The sequence below is a fragment of the Oenococcus sp. genome (genome assembly GCF_047725585.1).
Taxonomy (GTDB): domain Bacteria; phylum Bacillota; class Bacilli; order Lactobacillales; family Lactobacillaceae; genus Oenococcus; species Oenococcus kitaharae_A.
On record NZ_JBDNNF010000005.1, the window covers coordinates 25,917 to 51,648 of the forward strand.

Genomic DNA, 25,732 nt, shown 5'->3' on the forward strand with positions numbered 1-25,732 from the left:
CATGTATTCTATTGGCATCGCCTTCAATGATTGTTAAAGTTAAAATATGGCTATACCGTTGGTAACGAGGAGAAGCTAGACGCTTGTATAAGGAGAAATAATGGAATTAGCAGAAGCAAAAAAGAGTATTGGGAATATGCAAAGCCGGATTGACGGTTTTAGGGGGTCTCTTTGACCTTGATGCCTTAGATGCATCAATTGCAGATAATGAAGATAAAATGAGCCAGTTGGATTTTTGGAATGATAACGAAGCCGCTCAAAAAGTTATTGATGAAACAAACGTTTTAAAGGATAGACGCGACTCTTTTCTCAGTTTAGATAAACAAGTCCAGGATTTGACAGCATTGATCGAATTGCTATCCGAAGAGGATGATCCGGAAATGCATGCTGAACTGGAAAATGGTATTGAAAAAACAGAAAAAGATTTACAGGCATACAATCTTCAACAACTGCTAACCGGTAAGTATGATGCCAATAATGCGATTTTGGAAATTCATCCCGGCGAAGGCGGTACTGAATCTGCAGACTGGGCCGGCAATCTCTATCGCATGTATACGCGTTGGGCACAATCACATGATTTTAAAGTGGAAGTAACTGATTACCAGTCTGGTGATGTAGCCGGTCTCGCTTCAGCAACTTTGCGAATTATTGGTCATAATGCATATGGTTTTTTGCGCAGTGAAAAAGGCGTTCATCGTTTTGTGAGAATCAGTCCTTTTGACTCTGCTGGCCGCCGGCACACTTCTTTTGTGTCGATTGATGTCATGCCGGAATTAGATGACGATGAGATTGAAATTGAAATTCGTCCTCAGGACATCAAAATGGATGTTTATCGTTCAGGTGGAGCTGGTGGGCAAAATGTCAATAAAGTTTCCACTGCTGTACGGCTGACCCATTTGCCGACTGGTATTGTTGTCGCTTCTCAAGTAGAACGTACACAATATGGCAACCGTGATATTGCAATGAAAATGCTGAAAGCCAAACTCTACGAGATAGAGGAACAGAAACGTGCTGAAGAACATGCGAAAATTTCTGGCACGAAGTTAGAGGTCGCTTGGGGATCACAAATCCGTTCGTACGTTTTTCAACCTTACCGCATGGTTAAGGATTTACGATCAGGTTATGAAACAGGCGATACTGACGGCGTCATGGATGGGAATTTAGATCCGTTCATAAACGCCTATTTGCAATGGCAATTAGCCGAAAAAAATCCTGACTAGTTTGCATCTCTGAAACATATGAGACCCTATTTTGTGGTATCTTTTATGTGCGGAGGCATTCGTTCCCGCACATGAAAACTGAATATTAATAAGACACAAGGAGTTTCATAATTATGAGGAAATGGTTATTGAGTTTACTTGCGTTGGTTGCTATTAGCGGTGCGTCATTGACGAGCGTTAATCATGGTACAAGCGCCTTCGCAGCTTCTAAGTCAAAGTTGACTGGAAAGGTCTTAGCTGTTGGTTCAACAGCGCTTCAACCCCTTGCCGAGCAGATCGGCGAGCGCTTTTCAAGTGCACATCCTGCAGTACAGGTTACCGTGCAAGGTGGTGGATCCGGTGCTGGCTTGACACAAGTTCAAGCTGGTTCGGTCCAAGTAGGTAATTCTGATGTTTTTGCTGAAGAAAAGGATGGTATTGATGCCAGTGTTTTAGTTGACCACAAAGTCGCAGTTGTTGGAATTGCACCAGTGGTTAACTCAGATGTAAGTGTTCGAAGTCTGACGAAGAGTCAATTAAAAGATATTTTTACAGGAAAAGTTACAAATTGGAATCAGGTTGGTGGAAAAGACGAGAAGATTGTCCTGATTAACCGAGCAGCTGGTTCTGGTACGAGAGCTGTTTTTGAAAAAGCTGTGCTGGGAGATGCCACTGCAGCAACGGCTCAGGAACAAGATTCTAATGGTACGGTTCAAAAAATAATTTCAACAACACCAGGTTCTATCTCATATTTAGCTTTTGGCTACATTAAGGGACAGACTGGTCTTAGGGCTTTGAAATTAAAGAAAATTGCACCAACAGCTAAAAATGTGCGCACGAATAAGTGGCCAATCTGGGGATATGAGCATATGTATACCCGGGGCAAAGCCAAGGGTGCTACAAAAGCCTTTATCAGTTATTTTCATAAAAAAAGTGTCAAAGGCATCATTCGTCAATTAGGTTATATTCCGCTTTCTGACATGAAAGTGACTAAAGACGCAGATGGTGTGGTAACAACTAAGTAACAATTATCCGGGGGCCGGCCCCGGACTACATAACTATGACTAGAAAAAAACTTTTGACAAGAATCGGTATCATCGCAATCGTTGTTTTAGCACTATATTACGGGTCGACCCACCGCGGCCTGACCAGTAATTCTGCTGTCTCGCCTAATGCGACGACTAAAAATATCTTGATCGTAGGCTCAACGGCGCTGCAGCCTTTAGCAGAACGCGCCGGTGCCGAATATGAAAAAGCCAATCGCAACACCCAAATTACTGTTCAAGGTGGTGGATCCGGTGCTGGCTTGACACAGGTAGCAGCAGGTTCTGTGCAAATAGGCAATTCCGATATTTTCGCGGAAAATAGTGACGGAATCGATACCAGCAAGATCGTTGGCCATAAAGTTGCTGTGGTGGGCATAGCCCCAGTGGTCAATAAAGGCGTGGGCCTTAAGAATTTAACATCAACTCAGTTGCAGGATATTTTTACAGGCCGCGTGACAAACTGGAAACAGCTTGGGGGCCCAAATCTCACGATTACAGTGGTCAATCGTTCAGCTGGTTCGGGAACGAGATCGGTTTTTGAAGGAGCGGTGTTAGCCGGACAAGCTGCCACCAAAGCACAGGAACAAGACTCGAACGGCACGGTACAAAAGATTGTTTCTGCGACTCCGGGCGCTATTTCGTACCTAAGTTTCAGCTATATGTCTGCTCAGAATATACAAGCTTTGGATATCAACGGTGTTAGTCCGACCAGAAGCAATGTCGAAACTAATAGATGGCGAATTTGGGGTTATGAGTTTATGTATACACATGGCAAAGCACAAGGTGAGACTCGCCGTTTTATTACATTTTTCCAATCCAAGAGAATTCAGCAGGGCATTGTGCAGCAGCTCGGTTACATTCCGCTAGCTGGCATGAAGGTTGATAAAAATGCGCAAGGAAAGGTTTCGGACAGATAAGCTATGCCAAGAAGAAACAACAAGAGTAATCAGGATCCAATCAGGGAATCATTATTAAGAAAGTCTATTTCAGCTAAAAAAGACAAATTTGGGAGTCGTCTGAGTCTTTCGGCACTGGCTCTCATTAGTCTTGTTGTCTTATCTATTTTCTTCTTTGTTGTCAGCCGGGGCTTGATGACCTTCACTTTAGACCATATCAACCCCTTCAGGTTTATTTTCGGCACTGTCTGGAATCCAACGGCACCTGATGCACAAGGGAACTTGCAATTTGGCGCGTTGCCGATGATTGTCGGTTCTTTTCTTGTTACTTTTCTCAGTGCACTTGTTGCCACACCATTTGCAATTGCCACTTCTTTATTTATGGTTGAACTCCAACCAACGCTAGGCAAAAAAATTATGCAGCCCGTCGTTGAATTATTGGTTGGTATTCCTTCTGTTGTGTATGGCTTTATTGGCCTCACCATAGTGGTGCCATTTTTACGCAGCATTTTTGGTGGTTCTGGATTTGGTATTTTAGCAGGCACGATTGTCCTGTTTGTTATGATTCTGCCGACAATTACATCAATGACTGTTGATGCGCTAAAAAATGTTCCCAATCATTATCAGGAGTCTGCACTTGCGATCGGTGCAACACGCTGGCAGATGATTTATAAAGTCATTTTGAGGGCAGCAACACCCGGAATCCTGACGGCTATTGTATTTGGCATGGCTCGTGCGTTTGGTGAGGCATTAGCTGTGCAAATGGTTGTCGGCAACGCGGCGATTATGCCAACTGGTTTGATGAATTCTGCTTCAACGCTTACTTCTGTGTTGACTCAAGGAATCGGCAATACTGCCGACGGCTCTGTGCAAAACGATGTTTTATGGACTTTAGCGATGCTGCTATTGATCATGTCTCTTATCTTTAATCTGGTTATTCGGATGATTGGAAAAAGGACAAATATTTCTCGAGGAGCGAAATAATGAATACGAAGTCAACAAATAAGATTGCTATCGTGACGATTTATTTTATTTCGGCTCTAGTAGTTGTTATTCTAGCAGCTTTACTGGTGTCGATTCTTGGCAGAGGGCTGCCAAACGTCAGTTGGCATTTTTTGACTAGCCACTCATCTGCTTTTACAGCCGGCGGTGGTATTTCTGATCAACTGTTTAATTCCTTTTATCTCTTGATATTGTCGATGCTGATCTCTTTGCCCATTGCTTTGGGTTCAGCAATTTATTTAAATGAATTTGCTAATCAGCAATCAGAGTTTATTTCGATTTTTCGTTCTGCAATCGAAGTTTTGAGTTCCCTCCCATCGGTAGTAGTTGGCTTGTTTGGCTTCTTACTCTTTGTTTTAAAGTTTCATTTTGGGTTTTCTGTTTTATCCGGCGCGGTTGCCCTCACTTTTTTTAATCTGCCTCTTTTGACCAGCTCCATTGAAAATTCGCTAGCTGCTATTCCAAATCTTCAAAGAGAAGCAGGCCTGGCTTTGGGCCTTTCAAAATGGGAAACGACTGGCAAAGTGATTTTGCCGGCCGCTGTTCCTTCGATCGTGACTGGTATTGTTTTGGCAGCTGGACGTGTTTTTGGTGAAGCGGCTGCTTTACTGTTTACAGCAGGCCAATCGGCTCCACAATTAAATTGGCTAAATTGGAATCCTTTTGATTCCAATAGCCCTTTGAATCCAATGCGGCCAGCTGAAACTTTAGCCGTACATATTTGGAAAGTTAATTCCGAAGGTACGATGCCGGATGCAGCTCGAATTTCCGCTGGTGCGTCTGCTGTGCTGATTATCATGGTTCTGATTTTTAATCTGTTGGCGAGATACCTAGGAAGTAAATTGTACAAGAAAATGACATCGGGATCGGCGAGGTGATCATGGCTAAATCAAAAACACCTGCAATTAATTATGTGAAAGATATAAAAAAACTGATTCGCTTGGATAATCCGGATAGTTACATTTCCGAACCTGATCCCGCGAGACATGAAGTAGCTTTGAAAACTGAAAATGTTTCAGTTTTCTATGGGGATAATCAGGCCTTAACAGATGCGAATCTCGCTTTTGAGCGTTTTAAAATTACGACTTTAATTGGGGCATCCGGCTCAGGGAAGTCTACTTTTCTGCGTTCTTTGAATCGTATGAACGATGGTGTTGCTCGTGTGACGGGCAAAATTATGTATCGTGGGTTAGACCTGAATTCTCCGGATGTTGATGTTTACGAAGTGCGTCGACATATTGGCATGGTTTTTCAGATGCCCAATCCCTTCGCAAAGTCTATTTATAATAACATTGCATTCGCTTTGACGCAGCGGAAAAAATATAGCAAAGAACAGTTAGACGAAATTGTCGAATCGGCCTTAAAGCAAGCTGCTTTGTGGGATCAAGTGAAAGATGACTTGCAGAAATCAGCGCTTGAATTGTCAGGCGGGCAGGCTCAAAGGCTGGTCATTGCGCGTGCGCTTGCATTGAAACCTGATATTTTATTGATGGATGAACCAACCAGCGCTTTGGATCCAAAATCGACGATGCAGATTGAAGAGACGATGATGGAATTAAAGAAAAAGTACACGATTATCGTTGTCACACACAATATGCAGCAGGCTGCCCGGATTGGTGATTACACGGCTTTCTTTCATTTGGGCAAAGTCATTGAATTCGATTTAACAAGAAAAATCTTTACGAGACCAAAAGTCAAATTGACGGATGATTATGTTTCGGGGAATTTTGGCTGATGGCAGACGAAAAATATCTATTAACAACTGAACATGTCAAGCTTTTCTACGGTGAAAAAGAAGTACTGCATGATATTAGTCTTCATTTTCCAAAAACAGGTATCACGGCTTTAATCGGACCATCTGGGTCCGGAAAATCAACATATCTTCGTGCAATAAATCGTATGCATGATTTGACGCCTGGTGTTCGTGTGGAAGGCAAGTTTTTATTTCACGGGCAGGATATTTACGCCGATAATGTCGATTTGGTTGATTTACGCAAGCGTATCGGGATGGTCTTTCAGCAGCCGACGCCTTTTCCATTCAGTGTTTATGAGAACGTTGCTTTCGGACTTAAATTAGGAAAAAAAATGCCGAAACACGAATTGGATGAGGAAGTTGAAAAGGCGCTCACACAGGCCGGTGTCTGGAATGAGGTCAAGGATCGTTTGGGTGCCAATGCCTTGGGTTTATCTGGCGGCCAGCAGCAGCGTGTCAGTGTGGCACGTGTGTTGGCGACCAAACCGGATATCTTGTTGCTAGACGAGCCAACCAGCGCTTTGGATCCAATCTCCAGCCGTGTGGTTGAAGACTCGTTGCTGGATTTACGCGATCATTATTGTTTAATTATTGTGACGCATAACATGCAGCAGGCTGCTCGTATCAGCCAGACAACGGCCTTTTTAAATGAAGGGCGATTGGTCGAAGTAGGCAATACTCGTGATATTTTCCTGGATCCTAAAGAAAAGGAAACTCAGGATTATGTGAGCGGCCGTTTTGGATAAAATGAATAGAAAAGGAGATGATGGGGAATGAGCCGAATTTTTGACATCGAAATGGAAGATTTGGACGACCAGTTCCGCAGCATGGGGAAGATGGTTGCACGGACGATTGATAAATCAGTCGTGGCTTTTATGGCACATGATACCAAGGCCGCTGATGAAATTATTAATCGTGATCATGAGATTAACGAACGCGAGTCTGCTATTGAAAAAAAGACTTTTGAAATGATTGCGTTGTATCAGCCTGTGACAACCGATTTACGTGAAGTCGTGACTATCTTAAAAGCTGTTTCTGTTCTTGAAAGGATGGGCGATTATGCACGCGATATTGCACAATCGACCATTCGTATTCATCACCGGCAGAATGGCGATCGCAGAATGCCTGCGATTGAAAGAAAAATTTCTGAGATGGGCTTGATGGCAACAAGAACTGTCGATGAAATACTGGATGCCTATGTTTCTGATTCGATTGATGATGCTCAAAAGGTTGCCACGCACTCGCAGCATGTTGGCCAGCTATCATCAACGATTCGAAAAGATATTTTGGCTTCCATGAAGGATGATGCTGACACAGTTGATACTGGCGCTGATTACTTAGTGGTAGTTGGTTATCTTAAGCGGACCGCTGATCATGCGACTGATATTGCCGAGTGGCTGGTCTACAAGAGAAGCGGCAAAATTGTGGAATTAAATCCGGGATCTTCCAGTTTTATTTAAGGAGAAGTACCAATATGCATTTTGTTTATAGGCTGATTGTCAATACATTAATTTTTGTTGTGTTTCACTATTTGTTTCCTAATGCTCTGACAGTTAAAGATTGGACAGCTGCAATCGTAGCAGCGATCGTCCTTGCTTTATTGAATACCTTTTTAAAACCTTTGCTGCATATTGTGTCCTTTCCGATCACAATTTTGACGCTTGGCTTTTTTAGTATTGTTATCAATATGGTTGTTTTAGCCGTTGACGATGCTTTAGTTTCTGGCGTGACGATTCATGGTTGGGGCTGGGTATTTGTACTGAGTTTGATTTTTAGTTTTGCACAAAGTTGGATCACAAGTACTGAGAAAGTGAGGTAAAAAATGGATGAACAAATAACAGTTACGGTTAAAGATTTGGTACAGAATACTGCGTTGCGTGTAGTTTGGGGAGAAGATGATTTGGACCGGCCGATCACGGTTCCTGATATTGCGCGTCCCGGTTTGCAATTAACGGGATTTTTGGATTACTTCGAACCAAAACGCGTGCAGTTATATGGTGTTAATGAGACGGAATATGCTAAGACGATGTCGCATGAGCAGAAAATGTATGTTTTTAAAAAAATGTCAACGCCATTGACTCCGGCTTTTGTTGTCTCAACTGATCTGCAAGTCCCTGATGAATTGATTGATGCCGCTAAGGCCGCAAAAATTCCAGTTTTGACCAGCTCCTTAACTTCGTCTAGACTACTGTCGAATATGACTTATTATTTAGGTGCTCAGTTATCGGAAAGAAAAGCTGTCCATGGCGTGCTGATCGATATCAACGGCATAGGTGTGTTATTGACGGGTGACCCTGGAATTGGGAAAACTGAAGCTGCTTTGGAACTGATTCAACAAGGAAAAGCTCGTTTGATTGCTGATGACCGGGTTGATATATACGCCGAAGATGAACAGCGTCTAGTGGGGGCTCCTTCTGAAGTTCTCGCCAATTTGATGGAGGTACGCGGTATTGGTATTATCGATGTTCTTCAAACATATGGTGCCGCTGCAATTCGTGACCATACAACGATTGTGCTGAATATCGATTTAAAGCGTTCTAATGAGAAAGTGTCAAACTTTGATCGCTTGGGTGACGGCGGTGCTAGTTTTGAAATTCTTGGGATAAAAATTCCCAAAATGGAGTTGCCGGTTACTTCTGGGCGTAATACAGCCAGCGTGATTGATGCGGCGGCTTTGAAGTATCGTACCGAACGGATGGGTTTTGACGCATTATCCACATTAGAAGAACGCCAGCGCAAGCTGATTAAGGAAAATGAAGTCCATGACCAGCAAAACAACTAAAATAGCCGTCATTGGTGCTGGATCTTGGGGCACGGCTCTGGCTTCAACATTCTCTGGCAACGGCAATCAAGTGATGCTTTGGGGCCATAATGCTAATGATGTTGACGAAATCAATCGTTCTCATCACAATAGCCGTTATTTAAAAGATGCTCTTTTAGATGATAAGCTGCAGGCGAGCACTGATCTAGCAGCAGCGTTAAATGGCGCTGAAATTGTTTTATTTGTCGTACCAACGGTAGCAATTCGTGAGGTCGCACGTGAAGTTGGGAAACTTTTGTCTTTGACTGCCCCTGATGCATTTTTCGGCCATGCAATAAAAGGTATTGAGGTTGATTCTAATAAACGTATTAGTCAGATGATTTGCGAAGAAATGCCATTGTTAAATGAGAGCGATTTATTTTTTATTTCCGGTCCTTCACATGCTGAATCGGTGATTCGGCATGCGATCACTTTGGTAGCTGTTGCAAGTGCTAATAAAGGAAATGCACAAAAAGTTCAACAGGCATTATCCAATTCGTTTTTCCGTGTTTATACAAATTCTGACTTACCGGGTTCGGAGTATGCTGCGGCCCTGAAAAATGTGCTTGCGATTGCTGGGGGCATACTACAAGGCTTAGGAATGGCTGACAATACACAAGCAGCCTTGATTACACGTGGATTAGCAGAAATGCGTCGTTTGGGTATCGTTTTAGGCGGCCAGTCAGCCACTTTTGATGGTCTAGCCGGTCTCGGTGATTTGATTGTGACTGCTACTTCAGCCAATTCTCGCAATTTTCGCGCAGGTGTCGCATTGGCCGGTAACAAAAACATAGAACAAGTTCAAAAAGAGATGGGTATGGTCATCGAAGGCGTTCGAACAGCTAAAGCGGTAGACCAATTGTCAAAAAATAACAAAATTAGTATGCCAATTAGCCAGTCTGTCTACAAAATTCTCTATGAAAATGCGAAAATAGAAGATGTTGTTGCCGATCTAATGAATCGACCACTGATTTCGGAGGAATAATCGAGATGCTTAAAAAAGTTAAAAAGGCCGTGATTCCAGCAGCCGGTTTGGGAACGCGTTTTTTGCCGGCTACAAAAGCCTTGGCCAAGGAGATGCTGCCAATTGTCGATACACCGACAATTCAATTCATTGTTGAAGAAGCAATCAAATCTGGTATTGAAGATATTTTGATTGTCGATGGTAAATCAAAACGGTCTATCGAAGACCATTTTGATTCCAATGCTGAACTTGAAGATAACCTTTCTGCAAAGGGTAAGGATAAACTACTCAAACTGGTTCAGGACACAACTGATTTGAATATTTACTTTATTCGTCAATCGCATCCGCGTGGCCTTGGGGATGCTGTCTTAAAGGCCAAATCATTTATTGGTGATGAACCATTTGTTGTGATGCTGGGTGATGATTTGATGACGGATGAAGTGCCCTTGACTCGTCAGCTGATCGACCGCTATAACGAAACTGAACAATCGACACTAGCCGTGATGCAGGTACCTCACGAAGAGACTTCCAAGTACGGTGTGATTGATCCTGCTAAAGAAGTTAAACCGGGTTTGTTTGAGGTGAAAAACTTTGTTGAGAAACCGCGTCCGCAAGATGCACCTTCTGATTTGGCGATTATTGGACGTTACTTGTTTACGCCGACAATCTTTGAAGAACTGGAAAACACGATGCCAGGTAAAGGCAACGAAATTCAGTTAACCGATGCGATTGAGTCTTTGAATCACAAAGAGCATGTATACGCTCATCAATTTACAGGTAAAAGGTATGATATCGGTTCTAAAATCGGTTTCTTGGAAACAAATATTGAGTTTGGATTAGTTCATCCGGATACTGGTGACGAGCTTCGTAAGTATATCAAAGAGCTTGCAAAGACTCTGTAAAGTTTGCCATATCTGTCATTGATCGTCCGTTAGGACGATTTTTTATATATTTGAGCAAATGACAGCTCTGTGATAAACTAACAAATAGTAAGCAGGAGATTTTATGGCACAGAAATATGATGTGATCATTATTGGTGCAGGCCCAGCAGGCATGGCAGCAGCTACATACGCCAGCCGAGCTAATTTATCGGTTCTCATGATCGATAAGGGCATCTACGGCGGACAAATGAATGATACGGCCGAAGTTGAAAATTACCCTGGTTTTGATTCTATTTTGGGTAATGAATTGGCGGAAAAAATGTATGCCAGTTCGACGCGTTTTGGTGCTGAATATGTTTTTGGCGAAGTCGAGAATGTGATTGACCATGGTGCCAGCAAATTGGTTGTGACTGACGACGAACAGTATGAAACCAAGGTTGTTGTCGTTGCCAGTGGCGCTACACATCGTCATTTATCAGTGCCTGGCGAAGAGGAGTATGCCGGCCGCGGGGTTTCCTACTGTGCTGTTTGTGATGGTGCCTTCTTTAAGGGCGAACAAGTAACGGTTATTGGCGGTGGTGATTCAGCGATTGAAGAAGCGACTTACTTAGCTAATTTGGCTAAACAGGTGACAATTGTTCATCGCCGTGATACGCTTCGTGCCTCTAAAATTGCTCAAAAACGAGCCTTTGATAAAGCAAATATCGATTTTTCTTGGAATAAGGAGACAAGAGAAATTTTGGGTGATGGCGAAAAAGTAACAGGTATTCGCGTGTTTGATAAGGACAAGCAGGAAGAATCGATTATTAAAAGCGATGGTGTCTTCATTTATGTCGGGATTACGCCTAATACGCAAGGCTTAGAGAAATTGGGCATCTTAGATGACAAGGGCTGGGTGCTGACTGACGAGAATATGCAGACGAAAGTGAACGGTGTTTTTGCTGTTGGCGATGTCCGCAAGCCTTCCATTCGTCAAATTGCTTCAGCAGTTGGCGATGGTGCTGTCGCCGGCAAATTACTGTTTGATTACATTCAAACTTTGACCGATTCGCAGGTTAAGGCTTGAGGCTGATGATATAATTTGACTTAGCATGAAAATTAAGGTTATTTCGTTTGGCTATAAATACGAAAATATGCCAAAAGCATCTTTTGTTTTTGACCTACGTTTCCTAAAAAACCCATATTGGCAGCCTGGTATGCGTACTTTGAGCGGTTTGGATCAGGCTGTTTTTGATTTTGTCATGTCAGCTGCCGGCTCTGAGGATTTTTATCAGCAGCTCAAGCAGATGGTCGGCCTGGCTTTAAAATTAGCTCAGGCTAAAGAGGCGGCTGGCGGCCATGTCGCTGATGAAGTAACGATTGCCTTTGGCTGTACCGGTGGCCAACATCGTTCAGTTGCTTTTGCCCAAAGATTGGGTCAAGATTTAGCTGCTGAAGGATATGACGCAGCCATTTGTCATCGGGATTTAGCAAAATCTCAAAAACGCGAGATCGCGCGGCTAAAAGAGGAGACCAAAGCATGAGTACTGGCAAAAAAAGAAATGTCGTCGTGATTGGCGGAGGCTCCGGATTACCGGTTATTTTACGTCCTCTGCGCGATTGCAATGTCGAAGTGACTGCCGTTGTGACCGTGGCTGACGATGGCGGTTCGTCAGGTGTGATACGAAACTTTATGAATATTGTGCCGCCTGGAGATATTCGCAATGCGCTGGTTTCTTTGTCATTATTGCCGGATGATTTTTTGAAGATTTTCCAATATCGTTTTGAATCTTCTGATGAGTTTTTTAAAAATCATGCTCTAGGAAATTTAATTATTGCGGCCATGACGGAAATGTCTGGTGATATTTTCGGTGCCGTTCAAAAGTTGGGCCGTTTCATGATGATTTCCGGTAAGGTCTATCCCGTGGCCACAGATCCCTTGGTGCTGCACGCTGCTTTTACAGATGGCACACAGGGCAGCGGCGAACATGAGATTACAGTTGCTCACAAAGTGATTGAGCATCTATCAATCACGACGGAGAATGGCGAACAGCCGACACCAACATCCGAAGTTCTTTTGGCGATTGACCATGCCGACATGATTGTGTTCGGGCCAGGCTCTCTATATACATCAATTCTGCCTAACCTTGTGATTCCATCTGTTGGCAAAGCGGTTAAGGCTAGTCCGGCAAAAAAGGTTTATATTGCCAATATCATGACGCAAAAAGGTGAAACAGACCATTACACGGATGCCAGCCATATCAAAGCTATCTACCACAATGTGACGGATGGGATTATTGATTATGTTTTGACAAACACAGCGGTTGTGCCGGAAGATTATATTGACTTTCAAAAGTGGGATGAGATTTCGACACAAGTCAAAGTGGATCTGGTCGAAGACAAAAAACTCGGTGTCACGCCGATTACCGGAGATTTTTTGGAATTACGCGATCAAGGCGCCTTTCATGACGGTCAGAAAATTGCCGAGAAACTGCTTCAAATCCTTGATGGCAAAGTCTGATGACCTTTACGCAAGCTGTTAAAAAAGAACTTTCAATTCTGCCGATTAGTCTGGATACTGCCAAATCCGAACTATCGGCGGTTTTGCGCTTAAACGGGATTTATCATCTTGGCGGCAGCCGGCACAATACGCTGGAAATTCAGACACAGAATCCGGCGAGTGCCAGACGAACCTACCAATTGCTCGCACAATGCTATCAGGCCGATATCCAGACCAATATTGAGCAGGGACGGTCTTTCAAACAGGCCAGTCGCCATCGTTATGGTGTGATCATTATGACGGATGCTGATACAATTTTGGCCGATTTAAAGCTAGATCCCTTTTCTGCTTCGCGTCTGGTGCCGCGGACTTTTCTGGATACACAGGCAAAAAAACAAGCTTTTTTACGAGCGGCTTTTTTATCTACTGGATCAGTTAATGCGCCGCATTCCAAAAATTATCACTTGGAAATTGCTTCAGCCGATGAGGATTTAATCGAGCAGATTTTGTCAATTATGAATGACCCTCTTTTCAACTTAGGTGCCAAGATTGCTCAACGTCGCGATAGGCTGATTGTTTATCTGAAAACCGGTGAACGTATCTCTGATTTTTTGTCGATTATTCAAGCAACTGCCTCGATGCTGCAGTTCGAGGATGCCCGAATTATGTCAGACATGCGCAATTCGGCCAACCGTTTGGCTAATGCTGATAATGCCAACGTCAGCCGCATGGCCGAGGCCGCTCAAAAGCAATATGACGCGCTGCTGCTTTTACGCGAAAAAAATTATTTTGATTCGCTGCCGGACAAATTAAAAGAGGTTGCTTTATTACGGCTGAATAATCCGGAAGCCAGTCTCAGTGATATGGCTGACATGGTAGCAGGCCAAGAATTAACTAAATCAGGTATCAATCATCGTATGCGTAAATTGATGCAATTAGCATCGGAAATTGAGCAGGAAAAAGTTTGACCTTTCTTGACCAATGAACTATACTTACTTTATTAAATTTAAGGAGGCATGATATGTGGCCTGGAGTTATTGAACAAACTGCTAACGGACGCGAAAGTTACGATTTGCCGAGCCGGCTTCTCAAGGACCGAATTATTTTGGTTCAGGGCGAAGTCGAAGACCAAATGGCAACTAGTATCGTTGCGCAGCTGCTTTTTTTGGATGCACAAGATCCAAATAAAGATATATATATGTATATTAATTCACCTGGTGGATCTGTGACAGCCGGTATGGCGATTGTCGATACGATGAACTTTATTCGTTCTGATGTCCAGACAATCGTGATGGGGATGGCTGCTTCTATGGCAACAATCATTGCGTCGTCTGGTACGAAGACAAAGCGCTTTATGCTGCCAAATGCAGAATACTTGATTCATCAGCCGATGGGTGGTGCCGGTGCTGGTACGCAACAGACAGATATGTCGATTATTGCTGACCAACTGTTAAAGACCCGTAAGCGTTTGAACCAAATCTTAGCTGACAATTCTGGTCAAAAATTGGCCAAGATCGAGCAGGATACTGAACGTGACCATTGGATGGACTCTGATGAGACACTGAAGTATGGCCTGATTGATAAGATTTTGATCAACAAAGAAAAAGCTGATAAGAAAAAGTAAGAGTGAAGAGAGCTGGAAAAGCTCTTTTTTTGTGGCTCATTTAGAAGATTAGTTCACATTTGTGGTATTTCACACTTGTCATTGTTTCACATACGTGATATATTAGATAACGAAAGGAGGTTCTTATGGAGATCGATATCAAGGCCTACCTCGTTGACCACGACTTAACAATTTATCAGGTCGCTAAGGCGGGCGGATATGGTTATACCACAATTCACAAGTCTTTTAATAAACCGCAAACAGAGGCTACCAGTCTTAACCTGAGGGACCTCGATGCATTAGCACAGGCAACTCAGTCCAGTATGTGGGAAGTATTAAGAGAGTTGGAAACACACTATTTACAAAATTAATTGGAGGAAAAAATAATGGCAGATCGTAATTATTTTGATAATGACCCCTTTAATTCGATGGATGATATATTCAATAATTTAATGGGGCGGATGAACGGTTTAAATTCTGAATCACGCTATCTGATCAATGGTCAGCAAGTGAGTCCGGAAGAGTTTGCCGCTTATCGTCAAAAGGGCGGCCAGCCTCTGGAAGGACAATTCCAGGAAATGGCAGATGGCCAGACGGTTGTTGCACAGCGGCCTGAGCAGATTAAGAAAACAGGAATTTTGGCCAAGTTAGGCCGGAACCTGACTGAAGAAGCGCGTCAAGGAAAATTGGATCCCGTCATCGGGAGAAATAAAGAAATTCAGGAAACGGCTGAAATATTGAGCAGACGGACAAAAAATAATCCCATTCTTGTGGGAGATGCCGGTGTTGGCAAGACGGCTGTTGTCGAAGGATTGGCACAAGCGATTGTGGCTGGTCACGTGCCCGCTGCAATCAAGGGCAAGCAGATTTACTCGATTGATATTTCATCTTTAGAGGCCGGCACGCAGTATCGCGGCAGTTTTGAAGAAAATATTCAAAAAATGATTCAAGAAGTCAAACAAGCCGGAAATGTGATCTTGTTCTTTGATGAGATTCATCAAATTCTCGGTGCCGGCAACACGGGTGACGAATCCGGATCCAAGGGTATGGCCGATATGCTCAAACCGGCTTTAAGCCGAGGTGAAATTTCTGTGATCGGTGCAACGACACAAGACGAGTATCGCAATACGATTATGAAAAATGCGGCTTTAGCACGTCGTTTTAATGAAGTCACAGTCAATGCACCAAGTCCGGAAGATACGCTGGCAATTTTGAAAGGTGTCCGTTCCCTTTACGAGCAGCATCATCACGTTAAGTTTCCTGATGCAGCCTTAAAGGCAGCTGTGGATTATTCAATTCAGTATATCCCACAGCGTTCGCTGCCGGACAAAGCCATTGATTTGGTTGACATGACAGCTGCACACTTATCGGCACAGCACCCGGTCAGTGATAAAGTCAGCCTGGAAAATGATTTGAAACGGGCTCAAAGTGATCAACAACAGGCTGTTGCTAAAGAGGATTATCAGCAGGCTGCCAAGGCTAAGAAACAGGTCGAAAAAATAGAAGAACAATTAAAAACGGTCAGCGAACAGAGCAAACAGACTGAAGTTGTTGTGGCGGCAAACGATATTGCCCAGTCCGTTGAACGTTTGACTGGTATTCCTGTTGCCAAAATGGGTGCCAGTGATATCGAACGTTTAAAAGGCATTGCTGGGCGCTTGAAGGGCAAAGTTATCGGTCAGGACGAAGCTGTCGAAGCTGTGGCACGCGCTGTTCGGCGGAATCGGGCTGGATTTGATGAAGGCAATCGGCCGATCGGCAGTTTCCTATTCGTCGGCCCGACTGGCGTTGGCAAAACGGAACTGGCAAAGCAGCTGGCTTTGGACATGTTTGGTTCTAAAGAGGCGATTATTCGTTTGGACATGTCTGAATACTCTGATCCGACAGCTGTTTCTAAATTGGTTGGTACAACGGCTGGTTATATTGGTTATGATGACAACCAGAATACCTTAACGGAAAAGGTGCGCCGTAATCCTTATTCGATTGTGCTGCTTGATGAGATTGAGAAAGCCAATCCGCAAGTGCTGACGTTATTATTGCAGGTATTGGATGATGGTCGTTTGACAGACGGACAGGGGAATGTTGTCAACTTTAAGAATACGGTCGTGATCGCAACTTCTAATGCCGGATTTGGCAATGAGAAGCTGATTGAAGCAACCAAAAAAGAAGCGATTATGGATCGTTTGGCACCATATTTCCGCCCGGAATTTCTGAATCGTTTTAACGCGATTGTCGAATTTAGTCATTTGAGCAAGACGGATTTGAAACAGATTGTTAATTTGATGCTGACAGAAGTTGATCAGACGCTTGCTAAAAAAGATTTGACGCTCGAAGTGACATCTGCAGCTAAGAATTATCTGATGGAACAAGGCTATGATGAAGCGATGGGTGCGCGTCCGCTGCGCCGTGTGATTGAGCAGCAGATTCGCGATAAGGTCACTGATTTTTATCTGGATCACCTGGATGTGAAACATTTGAAAGCTGATCTGGTAGATGGCAGCATCAAAATTACAGCTAAGTAATCATCTGGATATAAAAATACGTTGTTTGTTGAAAAAACAAGCAGCGTATTTTTTTAATTTGCAAATAAAGTCACAGGCAGAACTTCTGGATTATCGAAATGCTCAGCTGGTTTTGCGATTCTTTTAAACAGCAGCTCAATCAAATTATCAGCGATTTGCGGAATTGGCTGCACGATTGTGGCAATCCCGGTGATATAACGGCGAATGAAAGTTGTACCGTCATATCCCACCACAGGCAGGTCTGGTAAATGGTTCTCTTTAAGTATTTTTTTGATCAGGAGGGCAGTTGTGTCGTTATTTGCAAAAAAGCCGTCAAATTTTTGTTCAGCTAATATTTTTGTTAAAGTTTTGACTTTTTCATCTTCACTGTAAAGTTTATCTGACATCGGGATAGTTTCGCTTTGAACATCATGATCCTGCAGGACTTTTAAGGCACCAGCAGCGCGTAGAGAGGTTGGCGACTGCGAATTATCATTATCGGCAATAATGACAATATGTTTGGCACCTTGCTTAATGAGATAGTCTGCTGCAAGTCTGCCGCCTTGTAAATTATCTGAAGAGACAATCGGAATTTTGTTAGAGAGAAAGCGGTCAAAGGAAACAATCGGCATATTAACTTCATCATATTCCTCAATGCCCAAATTGTGCGAACTGGTGATAATACCTTCGACCATATTAGCAGCCAGCATTCCCAAATAACGGCGTTCGGCTTCGATATTATTGGCCGAACTGGCGATGATAATCTTATAGCCCTTGGACGAAAGCTTGGTCTCTAGTTCATTTAATAGCTCAGAGAAAAAGGGATTGGCAATTTTCGGAAAAATCAAACCGATAAATTTGGAAGACTTCCCCTGCAGTGAACGAGCCAAAGCGTTAGGATGATAATTTAATTCACGAATAGCTGCATAGACTTTATCGTGGGTCTTTTTGGAAACATGCGGAAAATCATTTAACACACGAGATACTGTCGTGATCGTCACGCCAGCCTTCTTAGCAACATCCTGCAACTTGGCAACCATAAAATCTCCTCTTGTTATATTTTAACAATTTTTGCAATCCTTGTTAACGTTTGACAGCGTTTACCTTTTTTTGAGTAAAAAAAACAGGCTGTGAAGCCTGTGTGCCGGATTAGAACAACTGCAGTTTTTTATCCATGTGGGTAAAGGGCAGGCATCCGTCGGCTGTCACGTGAATACAATCTTCAATGCGGACACCCAAATCCCCTGGAATGTAGACACCTGGTTCAATGCTAAAACACATACCTGGTTCCAAGATCAAATCATTTCCGGCCATGATTGATGGATATTCATGTTCGGACATGCCCATGCCATGACCGAGGCGATGGATAAAGTATTGGCCGAAACCAGCTTTAGTGATGATGTCGCGCGCGATTTTATCAATTGAAGCAGCGGTCACGCCAGGTTTAACGGCTGCCTGTGCGGCTAGTTGAGCTTGCAAGACAACTTCATGAACTTCGCGCATGTGGTCAGTTGGCTGGCCTAAAGCGACAGTCCGGCTGGCATCAGAAATATACCCTTTATAGACTGTTCCTAGATCAAACAGAACTAACGCATTATCCTTTAATGGCAGGTCGGAAGTCTCGCCATGCGGATCGGCGGCGTGTTCAGCTGTTTGAACCAAGGTGCCAAAGGACATTTCTGTCACGTTGCGGTTCTTTGTTGCAAATTCCAGTTCGGCAGCAATCTGCAGTTCCGTCTTGCCGGCTTTTAAGGCTTTAAAACCAGCTGCAAACGCTAGATCAGCGTCTTTCCCTGCTTGATCCAGTTTGGCAATTTCGTCAGCATCCTTGATCAGGCGCTGATGTTCGACGATAGGTGTCAGGTCAAAACTGTAATCAGCCTCTGGGAAATTGTCATGCAGGCGGTTGAAGCGTGCTAAGGTAAGATTCCCTTGCTCTGTGGCAATTCTTTTGGGATTAGCAACACGTTCTTTGATATGGTCGTAAATCATTTGCAAACCGTCTTCATTATCTTGATAACCATATAAATCATATGGCCATCCGCTGGATTTAACGACTTCAATCTCCAAAGCTGGTGCAAAAATGAAGGGGCCATGGTCGGCAAACACAATCATGGCCAAAATTCTTTCATAGGGATTGGAGCCGAAAGTCGTCAGATATTGAATTGTTTTAAAGTCGGAAATATAGGCGAAATCAAGCTTGTTGTCAACGATGGATTGGCGCAATTTGTTCAGCCGTGTTTCATTGAATTTTGTCATAATTCGAGTATAGTGCAAACAACTTTTGTAGAATGTAAGTATGACAAAATTATTGCTATTGGAAAAAATCAAGGAAGAGAATGCGGCTCAAATTCGTCGGGATTTTCCTGATTTGGAACTTATTAATGTTGATGAGATGCGCGATGACCTGATTGACCAGATCGATATTGTTTATGGACAGTTTGCTAAGGGCCAGGGATTCAGCCCTTGGTTTAAAAAAGTGGTGCCGAACGGCAAATCACTGAAATGGCTGCAGACAATTTCTGCAGGTATTGATTTTCTGCCTTTAACTGAGTTGGCAAAACGCGGTGTGATTGTTTCTAATATGAGCGGCCTGCATTCTGAAGCAATTTCTGAAAATGTCTTGGCTTATATCTTGATACTGAATCGCGGCATCAAGCAGGCCCTTTCTAATCAGGCCAAACATGTTTGGGATTTGAATCTATCGGGAATTAGACAATTGCAGCAGAAAAAAATAGCTATTTTTGGAACTGGTGCAATTGGTTCGGCTGTGGCCAAACTGCTGAAGCCTTTTGATGTGAAGGTTATCGGTGTTAATCGTCACGGCCAGCCTTTGGCGGATTTTGATCAGGTTATTACGCATGGCCAGCTAGATGCGGTTAGAGATGCAGATTATGTCATCAACGACATGCCCTTGACCGATCAGACGCGGGGATATTTTAACGCGGACTTCTTTAAAACGTTAACGGCGGCACCGGTGTTCATTAATGTTGGCCGCGGCCCCAGTGTCGTACAAGCTGATTTGGTCAAAGCTTTAGATGCTGGCTTAATTTCCGGAGCAGCTTTGGATGTGTTTGAAAAGGAACCGCTTGAATCGGATTCGCCTCTTTGGGATCGCGAAAATGTGATTGTGACGCCGCATTCATCGGCTTTGCTGGAACACTATCGCCGGGATGCCTACAAAATTTTTGGTAAAAATTTGACAAGTTATTTGAAGACTGGAAAACTAGCCATTAATCAAGTTAATTTGAAAGAGGGCTATTAATGAAACACGAAACAAAAATTCTCCATTTAAAAAACGGTTATGATATCTGGTCTGCATCTTTTGGCAATCCCGATGCGCCGATCAAACTCTTAGCTTTACATGGTGGCCCCGGCGGCACTTCAAAAGAATTTTGGCCATGGGCCGAAAATTTCCAAAAATACGTTGGTATGGATGTTCAAGTCTTCACCTATGATCAGCTGGGTTCTTTTTGGTCTGAATCGCCTGATTGGAGCAAGCAGGAAAACGTTGATAAATATTTGAATTACGAGTATTATCTGGATGAATTAGAAGAAGTGCGCTCTTTGATGGGCCTGGATCACTTTTATCTGCTGGGCCATTCCTGGGGCGGCGTGCTCACCTATGAATATACGCTGGCCCATCCGGAACATTTAAAGGGATCGATCGTCTACTCAATGACCGATAATATTAAAGATTATGTGACTTCGATTAATCAGGAACGTTTGGATCTATTGGGCCAAGATGAAGTTGATTATATGAAATCGATTGAAGCGAAAAACGATTTCACGGATCCGCGCTATCACAAAGATGTCAATAAACTCTACCATGAGAATATTGAGAGAACCGATAGTTACGATCCTGATGCTGGGCCGGATTTGCTGGCGACAGACGTTTACAACCATTTCCAAGGCAACAATGAATTTGTCGTCACTGGTATTTTAAAAGATTGGAATATTCGTCCCCACCTGCATGAAATCACACGCCCAATGCTGCTAACCACGGGCGAAAAAGATACGATGCCGGTCTGGTCAATGGAAGCCACGGCTAAAGAGATTCCTGGCGCCGAATTGTTTGTCAATAAAGATGGCGGCCATCATCACGCGGTCGATCACCCTGTTGCTTTTTATAATAATTTAGCAGCCTTTCTTAAACGTCTTGAAGCTGCACAGTAATTTTTCTGGATCCGCCTGCGGGTCTTTTTTATTACCGCTATAATTTTCATATGTATGATTTTCTGATCGGCCAGATCAAAACACATGGCGCCAATTATATTGGGCTGGACGTTAATGGTGTCGGCTTTAAAATTTTTACGCCTAATCCATACGGCTACAAGCAAGAGAGCCAAACGACGATTTTTACTGAACAAATTGTTCGAGAAAACGAGATCAGTCTTTATGGTTTTGCGACAGCTGATGACCGCAATTTGTTTCAAAAATTATTAAATGTCTCGGGTATCGGGCCAAAATCAGCTTTGGCGATTATTGCTGGTGGTGATCGCAATGGCCTGATCGCAGCTGTTGAACAAGGAAAACCAGACTATCTGACTAAGTTCCCTGGGATTGGCAAAAAGACGGCCCAGCAAATTGTGCTGGATTTGAAGGGTAAATTAGGCGCTTTGCTGAGTGACCAAACAGATTTAGCTGTTGCCACGACCATGTCTCAAGCACTAGAAGATGCTTTAGCTGCTTTAGTCGCTTTAGGATTTTCCGAAAAAGACGTGCATCGGATTAACAAAAGTTTGGCAGCTTTGCCTGACTTAACAACGGACGCTTATATTCAAAAAGGGCTTAAACTATTAACTAAATGAATGAAGATGATAAAAAAATTTTAGATGCACAAGCATTGGCCGATGATAATGACGCCGAGTTGACTTTGCGTCCCCAGTATTTGAGCGAATATATCGGACAAAAGGAAATCAAAGATCAGCTGTCAGTCTATTTAAAAGCGGCTAAACAGCGCAAGGAAGCATTGGATCATGTTCTGCTTTTCGGGCCGCCTGGATTAGGCAAGACAACTTTAGCTGTCGTGATTGCTAATGAAATGGGTGCTAATATTAAGACGACCTCCGGCCCAGCGATTGAAAAGGCCGGTGATCTGGTGGCACTGCTCAATGAGTTGGAAGCTGGCGATATTTTATTTATAGATGAAATTCACCGTTTACCCAAAAGCGTCGAAGAAGTTCTTTACTCAGCCATGGAAGACTTTTACGTCGATATCGTGGTCGGCCAAGGCGAAACAGCGCACGCGATCCATTTCCCTTTGCCGCCTTTTACTTTGATTGGTGCTACGACGCGAGCCGGCATGCTGTCGGCACCTTTGCGTGACCGCTTTGGGATTGTCGCTCACATGCGTTTTTATCCGGTCAGCGACTTGCAGCTGATTGCCCGGCGCTCGGCTGAAATTTTCAATACCTCGATTGCGGCTTCTGGTGCAGCTGAACTGGCTTTGCGTTCCCGGGGTACGCCGCGTATCGTGAATCGTCTGTTAAAACGCGTGCGGGATTTTGCTCAAGTGGCCGGCAAATCTGAAATTGACCAGCAGACGGTTGATTCGGCTTTAAATAAATTACAAGTGGATGGCCGCGGTCTTGATGAGACGGATCTCAAGTATTTGAAAACTTTGATTCAGCAGTATAAAGGCGGCCCGGCCGGTGTGAATGCCTTAGCCTCTAATATCGGCGAAGACACCGAGACTGTCGAAGAAATGATTGAGCCTTATTTATTGCAGATTGGTTTTATCCAGAGAACGCCGCGCGGTCGGCAAGCTACTGAAGCCGCTTATGAGCATCTGCATATCCCATATCAAACAGGGCTGCAGGCATAATTAAAGGGAGCCAAACGATGAAAATTTTGGTTACAGGGTTTAATCCTTTCGGCCCGGATAAAGTTAATCCTTCCTGGCAGACTGCAGCAGCCTTGCCGAACAAGATTTCTGGCAGTCAAATTATTAAAAAAATGCTGCCGACAGTTTTTGCTGAGGCAAAAGATCAGCTGGAAGCGGATATTCACGAAATCCAGCCGGACTTGGTTTTATGTTTGGGCCTGGCAGGCGGACGTTCTGAAATTACGTTGGAAAAAGTCGCGATTAATTATGTTGATGCTCGGATTCCGGATAATAGCGGTGCACAGCCAATTGGATCCTTAGACCCGCTCGGTCCGGATGCTTATTTTGAAAATTACGAAGTTAAAGAATTAGTTGATCGTTTGCAGCAGCAGCATCTGCCTGTGGCAATGTCTTTGTCGGCTGGTGCTTATGTCTGCAATGCGACAAGCTATTTTTTGTTAAACATATTGCATCATCAGTATCCAAAAGCGGTTGGCGCCTTTATCCATGTGCCTTATACGCCAGAAATGGGTTACGTTGATCAGCCCAGTTTGCCCTTAGCAGTTGATGTACAGACAATCACGGCTTATTTAACAGAAATGATTCAGGATTTAAAAGAGGAGAAACATGACTGAAGAAAAAACACCACACTACACTTTGAGCGATTTTGATTATGATCTGCCCAAAGAATTAATCGCCCAGACACCCTTAAAGCAGCGTGACAGCTCCCGCATGCTGGTTTTAAACGCTGACAGTGGTGCTTATGAGGACAAACATTTTTATGACATTCTTGATTATTTAAATCCCGGTGATGCTTTGGTGATGAATAATTCGCGTGTGATTCCTGCACGCTTGCACGGCTGGCGTCCTGATACGAAAGGGCATGTGGAGGTCTTGTTGTTGCGTCAGGATCACGGTGATGTTTGGGAGACATTGATCAAGCCAGCCAAAAAATTTCCAATCGGTTCGACAATTGATTTTGGTGACGAAAATCAGACGGTCATGACTGGTGAAGTTGTAGGCGAACTCGAGCACGGCGGACGTTATGTTGAATTTCATTATGATGGCATTTTCATGGAATTGCTGGATAAATTAGGCGAGATGCCCTTGCCGCCATACATTAAAGAAAAACTAGCTGACCAGGAACGTTATCAGACAGTCTATTCCAAAGTCGAAGGTTCTGCCGCTGCACCAACTGCCGGCCTTCATTGGACGCCGGAACTACTGGATAAAGTCCGTGCCAAGGGTGTTAAGACGATTGAACTAACTTTGCACGTTGGCTTAGGAACTTTTCGTCCAGTCGAAGAAGAAGATATCGATCATCACAAGATGCACTCGGAATTCTATCAGTTGAGTCAGCAGGCAGCCGATGAAATCAATCAGGTCCGCAAGCAAGGCGGAAAAATTGTTGCTACGGGAACTACCACGATCCGGACTTTGGAGACTATTGGCCATAAATTTAATGGCGATCAATATGGACAGGAATTAAAAGCTGATTCTGGCTGGACCGATATTTTCATCAAACCTGGTTTTAAATGGACAACTGTTGATGCCTTTATTACAAATTTCCACTTGCCTAAATCAACCTTAGTCATGCTGGTCGCTGCCTTTACAGGTCGGGAAAACATTTTGAACGCCTATGCCCACGCGATTAAAGAAAAATATCGTTTCTTCTCATTTGGCGATGCGATGTTCATTCACAGATAAATCCTGCTAAACAGCCGAAAAGCTGTTTTTTATTCGCTGCGATTCTAAAATAGGAGCATGTGCACATCGATTTTCCAAACAGCTGAAAACGGCCAGCATTTGTTTTCTCGGACGATGGATTGGGAAGGCCTATATGCTTTTCCAACATTTTTACCGCGCGGTTACCAGTGGCGTTCTGCTTTTGACGGGAAAATTTACAATTCCCGTTATGCCTTAATTGGCAGCGGTCATGCAGTTGCCGACCGTGCCGATATTTCTGATGGCGTCAATGAGCACGGGTTATCGGTTCAGAAACTCACTTTTTCAGCCGGTAAAGATCATTTTGCTCAGAGCCGTAAAGCTGACCGTACACAAATTGCACCTTTCGAGTTCCCTTTGTGGGCCATGACGCAGTTTGATTCGGTTGCCTCCCTGCTGGCAGCTTTGCCGACATTGGAAATTATGAATGATCAAGAAGCTGTCCGTGAGTATGGAGAGGCTGATCTTCATTTTGCCGCGGCTGACCCGACTGGCCGTTTTGTGATTATCGAGCCCTTAAGCATGCCGATGCGCGTGATTGAAAACCCGCTAGGTGTTGTGACGAATGCCGGTGATTTTCAAAAAGAGGCTGCTAAACTAGCTGATTACATGACACTGCTTCCGGAATATGCAGCTGGTCGGCTGCCATATAATTCGCAGCACGTATCGACTGGTGATTTTTCCGGAAAAAAGCAGTTTCCCGGCGGTTATACACCCAGTACCAGATTCATTCGCGCAGCTTATTTAAAAGAACGCATGACGGCAGCTGAAGATGAACAGCATCAATTAGTCGCTGCCTGGCATATTTTAAATGCTGTGACTGTGCCGAAAATGCCAGCTCGTTCGCAGACTTACACAGTTTACCGTTCGGCAGTCGCACTTGAATCAAAAACACTTTATTATGAAAGCTACGATAGTCAGCAAATTTACAAAATCGTTTTGGATAATCATTTGGCAGCTCAGACAAAGGCTATATCTTTTGAAAAACAAATTCGTGATTTTCATGTACAATCATTGGATTAGCTTGCGACGGATGCGAGTTTTTGTTTTCCCGAA

At 43.6% G+C, this 25,732-nt stretch carries 28 protein-coding genes; 26 read left to right on the forward strand and 2 right to left on the reverse strand.

The annotated features are described in order from the left end of the window. The first annotated feature begins 100 nt into the window (after positions 1 to 100). The 19 genes from prfB (at position 101) to ABF487_RS07055 (ending at position 17,145) form a co-directional block, all read left to right on the forward strand. Positions 101 to 1,220, forward strand: a protein-coding gene (prfB, locus tag ABF487_RS06965; protein ID WP_415634905.1) for a peptide chain release factor 2 whose coding sequence is annotated in 2 segments (ribosomal slippage) — positions 101 to 172 and positions 174 to 1,220 — 1,119 coding nt in all. Because the reading frame shifts where the segments join, the coding sequence is not laid out codon by codon here. A 113-nt stretch (positions 1,221 to 1,333) separates the two neighbouring features. After that, positions 1,334 to 2,224 carry a phosphate ABC transporter substrate-binding protein gene (locus tag ABF487_RS06970; protein WP_415626216.1) on the forward strand — a complete coding sequence of 297 codons (891 nt, stop codon included), beginning with the start codon at positions 1,334 to 1,336 and terminating at the stop codon, positions 2,222 to 2,224. Positions 2,225 to 2,259: 35 nt separating this feature from the next. Then, on the forward strand, positions 2,260 to 3,162 hold the full coding sequence (locus tag ABF487_RS06975; protein ID WP_007745805.1) for a phosphate ABC transporter substrate-binding protein: 903 nt from the start codon (positions 2,260 to 2,262) through the stop codon (positions 3,160 to 3,162). A 3-nt stretch (positions 3,163 to 3,165) separates the two neighbouring features. Then, a complete protein-coding gene (gene pstC / locus ABF487_RS06980) occupies positions 3,166 to 4,125 on the forward strand; it encodes a phosphate ABC transporter permease subunit PstC (protein ID WP_415634906.1) in 960 nt (319 codons plus the stop codon). Continuing rightward, the gene (pstA, locus tag ABF487_RS06985) at positions 4,125 to 5,021 is read left to right on the forward strand and encodes a phosphate ABC transporter permease PstA (RefSeq protein WP_007745807.1); all 897 of its coding nucleotides are present in this window, start codon (positions 4,125 to 4,127) and stop codon (positions 5,019 to 5,021) included. The genes pstC and pstA overlap by 1 nt, the downstream gene beginning before the upstream one ends. Before the next feature lie 2 nt (positions 5,022 to 5,023). Then, entirely contained in the window at positions 5,024 to 5,878 is an 855-nt protein-coding gene (pstB, locus tag ABF487_RS06990) for a phosphate ABC transporter ATP-binding protein PstB (protein ID WP_007745808.1), read from the forward strand. Beyond that, positions 5,878 to 6,642 carry a phosphate ABC transporter ATP-binding protein PstB gene (gene pstB, locus ABF487_RS06995; RefSeq protein ID WP_415634907.1) on the forward strand — a complete coding sequence of 255 codons (765 nt, stop codon included), beginning with the start codon at positions 5,878 to 5,880 and terminating at the stop codon, positions 6,640 to 6,642. The genes pstB (ABF487_RS06990) and pstB (ABF487_RS06995) overlap by 1 nt, the downstream gene beginning before the upstream one ends. A gap of 27 nt (positions 6,643 to 6,669) precedes the next feature. Beyond that, positions 6,670 to 7,356 carry a phosphate signaling complex protein PhoU gene (phoU, locus tag ABF487_RS07000; protein ID WP_007745810.1) on the forward strand — a complete coding sequence of 229 codons (687 nt, stop codon included), beginning with the start codon at positions 6,670 to 6,672 and terminating at the stop codon, positions 7,354 to 7,356. A 14-nt stretch (positions 7,357 to 7,370) separates the two neighbouring features. After that, positions 7,371 to 7,715: a phage holin family protein gene (locus ABF487_RS07005; RefSeq protein ID WP_415634908.1), complete on the forward strand. Its 345-nt coding sequence runs from the start codon at positions 7,371 to 7,373 to the stop codon at positions 7,713 to 7,715. Between the two features lie 3 nt (positions 7,716 to 7,718). Further along, a complete protein-coding gene (gene hprK / locus ABF487_RS07010) occupies positions 7,719 to 8,678 on the forward strand; it encodes an HPr(Ser) kinase/phosphatase (RefSeq protein ID WP_007745813.1) in 960 nt (319 codons plus the stop codon). Continuing rightward, the gene (locus ABF487_RS07015) at positions 8,659 to 9,681 is read left to right on the forward strand and encodes an NAD(P)H-dependent glycerol-3-phosphate dehydrogenase (protein ID WP_263779980.1); all 1,023 of its coding nucleotides are present in this window, start codon (positions 8,659 to 8,661) and stop codon (positions 9,679 to 9,681) included. The genes hprK and ABF487_RS07015 overlap by 20 nt, the downstream gene beginning before the upstream one ends. 5 nt (positions 9,682 to 9,686) lie before the next feature. Next, positions 9,687 to 10,562, forward strand: coding sequence for a UTP--glucose-1-phosphate uridylyltransferase GalU (gene galU, locus ABF487_RS07020; RefSeq protein WP_263779981.1), 876 nt, complete (start codon positions 9,687 to 9,689; stop codon positions 10,560 to 10,562). A 103-nt stretch (positions 10,563 to 10,665) separates the two neighbouring features. Next, the gene (trxB, locus tag ABF487_RS07025) at positions 10,666 to 11,607 is read left to right on the forward strand and encodes a thioredoxin-disulfide reductase (protein ID WP_415634909.1); all 942 of its coding nucleotides are present in this window, start codon (positions 10,666 to 10,668) and stop codon (positions 11,605 to 11,607) included. A 25-nt stretch (positions 11,608 to 11,632) separates the two neighbouring features. Beyond that, on the forward strand, positions 11,633 to 12,064 hold the full coding sequence (locus tag ABF487_RS07030) for a hypothetical protein (RefSeq protein ID WP_415634910.1): 432 nt from the start codon (positions 11,633 to 11,635) through the stop codon (positions 12,062 to 12,064). Then, the gene (locus tag ABF487_RS07035; RefSeq protein ID WP_415634911.1) at positions 12,061 to 13,041 is read left to right on the forward strand and encodes a gluconeogenesis factor YvcK family protein; all 981 of its coding nucleotides are present in this window, start codon (positions 12,061 to 12,063) and stop codon (positions 13,039 to 13,041) included. The genes ABF487_RS07030 and ABF487_RS07035 overlap by 4 nt, the downstream gene beginning before the upstream one ends. Then, on the forward strand, positions 13,041 to 13,988 hold the full coding sequence (gene whiA / locus ABF487_RS07040; RefSeq protein ID WP_415632725.1) for a DNA-binding protein WhiA: 948 nt from the start codon (positions 13,041 to 13,043) through the stop codon (positions 13,986 to 13,988). The genes ABF487_RS07035 and whiA overlap by 1 nt, the downstream gene beginning before the upstream one ends. 53 nt (positions 13,989 to 14,041) lie before the next feature. After that, positions 14,042 to 14,644: an ATP-dependent Clp protease proteolytic subunit gene (locus ABF487_RS07045; protein WP_007745822.1), complete on the forward strand. Its 603-nt coding sequence runs from the start codon at positions 14,042 to 14,044 to the stop codon at positions 14,642 to 14,644. A gap of 125 nt (positions 14,645 to 14,769) precedes the next feature. Continuing rightward, positions 14,770 to 14,994, forward strand: coding sequence for a transcriptional regulator (locus ABF487_RS07050; RefSeq protein ID WP_263779984.1), 225 nt, complete (start codon positions 14,770 to 14,772; stop codon positions 14,992 to 14,994). A 15-nt stretch (positions 14,995 to 15,009) separates the two neighbouring features. Further along, positions 15,010 to 17,145, forward strand: coding sequence for an AAA family ATPase (locus tag ABF487_RS07055; RefSeq protein WP_415634912.1), 2,136 nt, complete (start codon positions 15,010 to 15,012; stop codon positions 17,143 to 17,145). Positions 17,146 to 17,198: 53 nt separating this feature from the next. Here the strand turns inward: ABF487_RS07055 and ABF487_RS07060 are convergent, their stop codons facing one another. Together ABF487_RS07060 and ABF487_RS07065 are read right to left on the reverse strand one after the other, a co-directional pair. After that, positions 17,199 to 18,164 carry a LacI family DNA-binding transcriptional regulator gene (locus ABF487_RS07060; RefSeq protein WP_415634913.1) on the reverse strand — a complete coding sequence of 322 codons (966 nt, stop codon included), beginning with the start codon at positions 18,162 to 18,164 and terminating at the stop codon, positions 17,199 to 17,201. Positions 18,165 to 18,273: 109 nt separating this feature from the next. Beyond that, positions 18,274 to 19,383 (reverse strand): aminopeptidase P family protein, encoded by a 1,110-nt coding sequence (locus ABF487_RS07065; RefSeq protein WP_415634914.1) that lies wholly within the window; start codon positions 19,381 to 19,383, stop codon positions 18,274 to 18,276. A gap of 40 nt (positions 19,384 to 19,423) precedes the next feature. Between ABF487_RS07065 and ABF487_RS07070 the strand changes: the two genes are divergently transcribed. From ABF487_RS07070 to ABF487_RS07100, 7 genes are read left to right on the forward strand one after another with little or no spacing between them, the layout of a single operon-like run. Continuing rightward, a complete protein-coding gene (locus ABF487_RS07070; protein WP_415624835.1) occupies positions 19,424 to 20,389 on the forward strand; it encodes a phosphoglycerate dehydrogenase in 966 nt (321 codons plus the stop codon). After that, the gene (locus ABF487_RS07075; protein WP_415624834.1) at positions 20,389 to 21,300 is read left to right on the forward strand and encodes a proline iminopeptidase-family hydrolase; all 912 of its coding nucleotides are present in this window, start codon (positions 20,389 to 20,391) and stop codon (positions 21,298 to 21,300) included. Before ABF487_RS07070 ends, ABF487_RS07075 begins: the two co-directional genes overlap by 1 nt. Before the next feature lie 50 nt (positions 21,301 to 21,350). Further along, positions 21,351 to 21,935, forward strand: a complete 585-nt coding sequence (gene ruvA, locus ABF487_RS07080; protein ID WP_007745833.1) for a Holliday junction branch migration protein RuvA — start codon at positions 21,351 to 21,353, stop codon at positions 21,933 to 21,935. After that, positions 21,932 to 22,951: a Holliday junction branch migration DNA helicase RuvB gene (gene ruvB, locus ABF487_RS07085; RefSeq protein WP_263779989.1), complete on the forward strand. Its 1,020-nt coding sequence runs from the start codon at positions 21,932 to 21,934 to the stop codon at positions 22,949 to 22,951. Before ruvA ends, ruvB begins: the two co-directional genes overlap by 4 nt. 17 nt (positions 22,952 to 22,968) lie before the next feature. Next, complete coding sequence (locus ABF487_RS07090) at positions 22,969 to 23,586, forward strand: pyroglutamyl-peptidase I (RefSeq protein WP_415634915.1); 618 nt, start codon at positions 22,969 to 22,971, stop codon at positions 23,584 to 23,586. Beyond that, on the forward strand, positions 23,579 to 24,658 hold the full coding sequence (queA, locus tag ABF487_RS07095; protein WP_415634916.1) for a tRNA preQ1(34) S-adenosylmethionine ribosyltransferase-isomerase QueA: 1,080 nt from the start codon (positions 23,579 to 23,581) through the stop codon (positions 24,656 to 24,658). The genes ABF487_RS07090 and queA overlap by 8 nt, the downstream gene beginning before the upstream one ends. 57 nt (positions 24,659 to 24,715) lie before the next feature. Next, positions 24,716 to 25,699, forward strand: coding sequence for a choloylglycine hydrolase family protein (locus ABF487_RS07100; protein WP_415634917.1), 984 nt, complete (start codon positions 24,716 to 24,718; stop codon positions 25,697 to 25,699). Positions 25,700 to 25,732: the final 33 nt, after the last annotated feature.